The organism is Colwellia sp. E2M01 (genome assembly GCF_018860585.1).
Taxonomy (GTDB): Bacteria; Pseudomonadota; Gammaproteobacteria; order Enterobacterales; family Alteromonadaceae; genus Colwellia.
On the sequence record NZ_JAHKPR010000081.1, the window covers coordinates 69,334 to 76,252 of the forward strand.

The window sequence follows — 6,919 nt, forward strand, 5'->3', positions numbered from 1 at the left end:
ATAAAACAGAAATAAGGTAAATATGAAATATTCCAATTTAAATTTAGCGGCTCTGAGTAGCTGTATTTTATTAGCAAGCTGTAGCGATCAACCGTCATCATATACCACTATTGTAAAAAATAAGGAAATTGCCGTTCAAGCGGCTAATGTTATTTATAACTTTGATAGTAAGCCTTTGCAAAACAGCATTGTAGTTGACCACGCTAAGTATGCCATTATTTCTCAAGAGCAAACTGATGCTACAGGCTCTAAAGCATCAAATAATAATGTATTGAAAGTAGATTTTTTAAGTGAAGAGCATCACCAATCAATGCTTGAATTTACGGCTGAAAAGCCTTGGGACTGGAGTCAGCAAGGTGATTTTGGTTTAGCCCTCGATATTGGTAACCCAAAGCCAACATCTGTCCATGTGTATGTTTCGGTAAAAGACAGTCAAGGTGCCGCACATAATCGTAGTTTTGTAGTACCCGCTAATTCAGATGATAGTTATGTTATTGAACTCGCTGGCGCTGATTTAAATCAAGAAACCGGTATTCGTAGTAATCCCTTTAGTTGGAAGAGTGAATATACGCCAATCATATGGCGATATGGCAGTAAAAATATAGATTTAACACAAGTAACAAGCGTTTCATTTAAAGTGATAGGTGTAGGCGAAGACAAAGTACTGACTTTTGATAACATTGAACTAGTCAAACCAAAAAGTATTGATACAAACTATCTCAAAGGTCTAGTTGATCAATTTGGTCAAAGCAACAAAATGGATTTTGTTAATAAGGTCAGCAGCGTTGAAGAACTTGTTAGTATTTCAAATGATGAACAAGCAACATTAAATGATGATTTACTTAGTGACCGTAGCAAATATAACGGTTGGAGCGATGGGCCAAAATTAGAAGCTACAGGTTTCTACCGGGTTGAAAAATATCAAGACGTATGGACTTTGGTTGACCCTGAAGGTTATTTATTCTTCTCAAATGGTATTGCTAATATTCGTATGGCAAATACTTCGACAATTACAGGTTACGATTTTGACGCTAACTTTATTAAACAGCGTGAGCCTGGTGATTTAACCCCTGAAGATTCTATAGGATTAAATCGTGCACCTGAAGCCGCTTGGCCTACACGCGAAGTTAGTTCACCATTACGAGCAGATATGTTTACTTGGTTACCTAAATACGATGAGCCTATGGCAAAGCATTTTGGTTACCGACGAGAGGTGCATACCGGGGTAATAGATAAAGGTGAAACTTATAGTTTTTATCAGGCAAACTTAGCACGAAAATATCAAAGTGATGATTTAGACATTATTGAACAAAAATGGCGAGATACAACGATTAAACGTATGCAGAATTGGGGATTTACTTCATTTGGCAACTGGGTTGATCCTAATTATTACGATATGGCTGAATATCCTTATTTTGCAAATGGTTGGATTATTGGTGATTATAAAACGGTTAGTAGCGGTAACGATTACTGGTCACCATTACCTGATCCTTTCGATCCAAAATTTAAAGAGCGCGCTTACGCAACTGTTAAACAAATCTCCGCAGAGGTGAAAAATAGCCCTTGGTGTGTAGGTGTCTTTATTGATAATGAAAAAAGTTGGGGACAAATGGGTAGTATTACTAGCCAATACGGCGTTGCAATCAGCGCGTTAAAGTTAGCAAAGAGTGAAAGCCCAGCGAAAAGATTTTTTAGCCAACAACTTAACAAAAAATATAAAGACATAAACACTTTAAATACCGCTTGGAATACCAACTTTAACTCGTGGCAAGTTTTAGATTCAGGCATTGAATTAACGGAATTTAATGATAAGAGTATTGAAGACTTAGCAACATTTTTATATGAGTTTGGTAAGCAATATTTTGCAGTAGTTAATGAGGCAATGGATACTTATATGCCGAACCACTTGTATATGGGAGTTCGTTTTGCAGATTGGGGAATGACGCCTGAAGTACGCCAAGCAGCCGCTGAAGAGGTTGATGTAGTCAGTTATAACTATTACAAAGAAGTCATTAATGAAGACTTTTGGCAGTTCTTAAAAATTATTGATCGCCCAAGTATTATTGGTGAGTTTCATAATGGCTCTTTAGATTCAGGTTTATTAAACCCTGGTTTGATTCATGCTGCTAACCAAGAAGATCGCGGTAAAAAATACGCAGAATATGTTAATAGTGCCATTGATAACCCTTATATAATTGGTACACATTGGTTTCAGTATATCGATTCACCGCTAACAGGAAGAGCTCTTGATGGCGAAAACTATAATGTTGGCTTTGTATCAGTTACCGATATTCCATATCAACCGCTTGTTGATGCAGCTAAAAAAGTGAATAAAAATATATATACCAGAAGGTTTGGTAAAAGGGCGGCCAGCAATGAAAAATAATATTTCGCCGGTATTAATCCCAGTGTTGGCATCTTTGTTACTGCCAACCGGGGCTTTTGCCGATAGTATATCTGTGAATTCAGTAGCTAATAGTAATAGCACCAATATATTGGTTAACAATACATTGGTTAATAATACAGTAAATAAGTCAGCAATTGCACAGTGGCCTCAGCAGCAAGGTATTTTTACAATTTACAGTGAAAAGGCTTTACAGTTATTAAACACAAAAGCAAAGTTGAAAACCTTAGCTTCTGGATTTGAATGGGTTGAAGGACCTGTTTGGGTAAAGGATGGTGACTATTTATTGTTTTCAGATATCCCTACTAATAAGGTCTATCGCTATGATGATAAAAATGGCTTACAAACCTACCTGTCTAACAGTGGTTTTTCTAATGGCTTAAAAATAAATCAGGACAATGAGCTTTTGTTAATACAATCGCGAAGTCGAAAAGTAGCTAAAATGAATACTTCACTGATGAAACCTAGTGCAGATTACACTGTTTTAGCTAGTCATTATCAAGGTAAGAAATTAAATAGCCCTAACGATTCAACACTTCATGCTAACGGCTCAGTTTTCTTTACAGACCCTCCATACGGTTTACCAAAACAATTAGATGATCCAGCTAAAGAGTTAGATTTTCAGGGGGTATATCGTTTATCTACAGCGGGCGATTTAACACTTATAGATAAAACCCTTACCTTTCCAAATGGGATAGCGCTATCGCCTGATAATAAATGGCTTTATGTCGCTGTGTCGGATGAAGAAAACCCTGCTTGGTATCGATATAAATTAGATACTCAGGGAGACGTTTTATCAAAAGAACTATTTTATAAACCTAGTAAAATAGAAGAAGGCGGTGAAGCTGAAATTGGTGCCCCAGATGGATTAAAAGTTCATAGTTCGGGCTGGATCTTTGCAACAGGTCCGGGCGGAGTATGGGTGTTTGATGCGGATAAAACCTTACTTGCTAAAATCAATATGCCTGGATTTACCGCTAATATAGCCTTTGATAAAGCTGAAAAAACAATTTACTTAACAGCGCATAAGGAATTACGAAGCCTAACGCTAAAATAATTGTAGAATAATTCAAACATAGTCATTCTATGTTTGAATTATTGAAACGGCTGACTAAATGACGAATCACCCACTAGAAAAGCCACGTACTATTTAAATTATAGTTAAAGTAGTACGTGGTTTTGTTCTGGTATTTTACTTCGCTTGATCACGCTCAGTAATGGTTATTGGATAAATTTCATGTTTATACTCTTCGCCATCACTTGCGCTGAACGTAACATTTAAATAATAAAAATGTCCTTTCGGAAGTTCTGCTGTTGGCGTTAATCCTTCAAGTGAGAAAGTCATAGTAGAACTTCCCGATTCTGTTTTTAAGGCACTTGTATCTGTTTTAACAATATCCTTAGCAGGTATCCATTTATACTTAAACTCACGTAGCCAATATCGAATTCCGCCTTGATCAGCAGAAATAACTGTATTACCTATCCCAGCATGATAGTTAACGTTTAAAGTAATTTTGTCTCCAACGGTAAAGATCTTACTTTTGATAGCTTCTTCATTTTCAATGTTAATGAAAGGCTTGATTAAAGGTAAAACCGTCAAGAGTACTTGATCACTAATAAGCGGGTTACTTTGTGCGGTCACTTTTATTGCCACTTCACCCGCGGCAATTAGAGTAACAACTCCTTGTGCATCAACCGTTGCAATATTTTCATTGTTGCTGGTCCATTCTAATACTTCATCGTCAGCGTAATTAGGTAATTTATTGGTGTTTAACTGTAAAACATCGCCTACAATCAAGTTTGAAGCGCTATGGCTAATAACTATTGATTGAATCGGTTTTTCATACCAATCAACAATGTTAATTTCTTGCTCTGAAAATAACTTATTTGTAGGACTTGTTGCGGTAATAGTGGCTGCTTTATTTTTTTCACCAACCGCTTTGAGTATGCCATTGTTGTCAATGCTAAGTATCGACTCATCAGAAGAAGCCCATATTATATTAGGATCAGCATTAACTGGGGTAAGTTCGGCGTATAAAGGAACTGATTCGCCTTGGCGTATTTCTGTTATTTCGGGCGTGATATTGATACTTTTGGGATCAATTTTATCGGTATCAAAAAGCTGATTGGCTTGTTTATTATAAATAGATACCGTTTCGCCATTGCGCCATTTTACTTGAATACTTTCGATGTCACTTTCTGAACCAAGCCCAAAATGAACAATGTTGAGTAAACTTTGTGAAAAGATAGCCCCTGCTGAGCCAACTCGTTTACGGTAGGTGTTAGTTGCTGTTTTTAATATAACCTCCGCAGATATAGCATCAACATTTGATTCTGGTGCATAACCTACCTTGATCAGCGCATAGTTATTTAAATCATTGTTCTGGTTTTTTGTTGTTTTGCTGTTAGCAAGGGAGCTTGTATTGTTAGAGTACAAATACCATTCGCCATCTTCACTACCATTTAGTAAGTCAAGGTCGCCGTCTAAGTCAAAATCAAAGGCTTGTCCCATATCACCATTACCTGGGCCGCCAACGTCATTTGCACCGTGCATTGTTACGGTTTCAAAACTTCCTTTACCTGTATTTAGGAGCATAACATCAGAGATTCTTTTGCCAATTAATCCCCAACGATAAACAAATAAATCTTGGTAACTATCATTATTAAAATCCCCAGTAGTAACGCCTAACGCATTACCGCCTTGCGGAATATTCCAGGTACTTGATATATCAACAAACTTGCCATTGTCATTTCTGAGCAGTACATCAGCGATATTCCTATTTTCAGGTTCAAAACCTAGGGTAACTTCATTAACGCCAGATAAGCTGAACCTGAAAGTCCAAAAAATATTACCGTTGCGAACTAAAGCACATTTCCAGCGTTTAGTGCCGTCTTTGTTAGTGCCGATATATCCAAAGTAAACACCATTTGCTGAAATATCCTCCGGCCAGCCTTGTGCGTTATCAGGTTCAATATTAAGCTCTTCACTAGGTTTTAGGACGAAAGGCGTTTTATGACTTCCTAAAAATATAGGGTAATCTTTTCCTCGAAATAGACCTTGCGTTAAATAATTGTATTGATGAAACTTTATAGCTCCATTATGGTTTTCGCCACCGGTAACAAACTCAAATTCATTTACCCCTCGATAACCTCTAGGTTTTATTGAAAACTCTTTGCTAATTGGATCGTGATCAACTGATGGCGCCTCTCCTTTACCATGTTCGAATACTTTACCTCTAGCTAGATATAAATCAAAATCTCCATCGTTATCTATATCAATATCAGTTAGCGCCATTACATTGTTCATTTTCGCTACATCAGCAGGAAGTTGGTTGGTGATATTTGTAAAGGTAAAATCGCCGTTGCCTTGCCAGATGGTAAGTGGACTATAAAGAATAACATCATCAATATTATCATTATTAATGTCGGTAATTAAAGCGCGAGAGGGCTCTTGGTCTTGTAACCCTTCAATAGGAGTGTATTTAAAGGTGCCATCACCTAAATTTTTATAGAAAAAGTGTTGAGGTTTAGCATGGATAAGACTAGATTCGTTAATCAACATTAAATCAAGGTCGCCATCAAGATCCATATCGGTCCATTTAGCCCCGCGACCTCGACCACCTTTATCAATATTTACATCACCAGTATTAAGAACTAGTTTTCCGTTAACGTTCTTATAAAAGAGTGCTTTAGAAGGATTAGTACCATTGCCCCCTCCCATGGTTAGTACAAGGTCTAAATCACCATCGTTATCGTAGTCCCCCATGGCAGTACCATGTAAGTCATGCATAAACCATCGTGACAGATCTTTGTCATGCTTAGTTACGGTACCATTGCCGTTATTCCAATAAAGCTTACTAGATTCGATGTTATGATTATTTACGATAAAGTCATAATCACCATCATTGTCAATATCGGCTATTGTCGGACCGCCATACTTTATCGAGCTTACTTTATCTATGCCCGCTTTTACTGAAATATCTTCATAAATAGGTATAGATAAATCTTCTACATCTTCCAGTGTTAATTCATTAATAATGACGTCAGCATTTGTCGTTATTAATGTTAAATCAGTCTCTCCTAGCGCATTAAATTTTACGAGTGCATTGATTTCTTGATAGCCTTGTTTGGCAATATTCAAGTTGTCTAAAAGTAATTTATCATCTGCAAGTAAACTAATATTGGCGTAGCTTTTAGGGTTATACAGCGTGATTTTCACTCGTTTGAGTAAAGAGTCTTTAATTGTGTAATCTATTGTTAATGGTTTTGATGGCTCAATTAAGGTCTCGCTAGAGATAATAGCTGAATCAAAACAGCCAGACAGGGGTAAGATAATTATGAATAAGGTAATTACTTTTCTTTTAATAATGTTTTGCAAATTAAATAACATACAAGTCCAAAGCTAAAAAAGGTTTATTGTTTATTGTCTACAATGTATACCTGTAAATAGCTTGAGAGTCCATTATTAATTTGAATGGAATTATACCAATTTGATTAAGTTCTTTCCCACTCAGC

3 protein-coding genes are annotated in these 6,919 nt (G+C 36.6%); 2 read left to right on the plus strand and 1 reads right to left on the minus strand.

Annotation, left to right across the window (positions count from 1 at the left end):
* Window positions 1-22: 22 nt before the first annotated feature.
* On the plus strand, window positions 23-2,386 hold the full coding sequence (locus KO502_RS15540) for a beta-galactosidase (RefSeq protein ID WP_216023484.1): 2,364 nt from the start codon (window positions 23-25) through the stop codon (window positions 2,384-2,386).
* On the plus strand, window positions 2,376-3,461 hold the full coding sequence (locus KO502_RS15545) for an SMP-30/gluconolactonase/LRE family protein (protein ID WP_216023485.1): 1,086 nt from the start codon (window positions 2,376-2,378) through the stop codon (window positions 3,459-3,461). The genes KO502_RS15540 and KO502_RS15545 overlap by 11 nt, the downstream gene beginning before the upstream one ends.
* Window positions 3,462-3,596: 135 nt before the next feature.
* Here KO502_RS15545 and KO502_RS15550 read toward each other — a convergent pair whose 3' ends face one another.
* Window positions 3,597-6,794 carry an FG-GAP-like repeat-containing protein gene (locus KO502_RS15550; protein WP_216023486.1) on the minus strand — a complete coding sequence of 1,066 codons (3,198 nt, stop codon included), beginning with the start codon at window positions 6,792-6,794 and terminating at the stop codon, window positions 3,597-3,599.
* Window positions 6,795-6,919 lie beyond the last annotated feature (125 nt).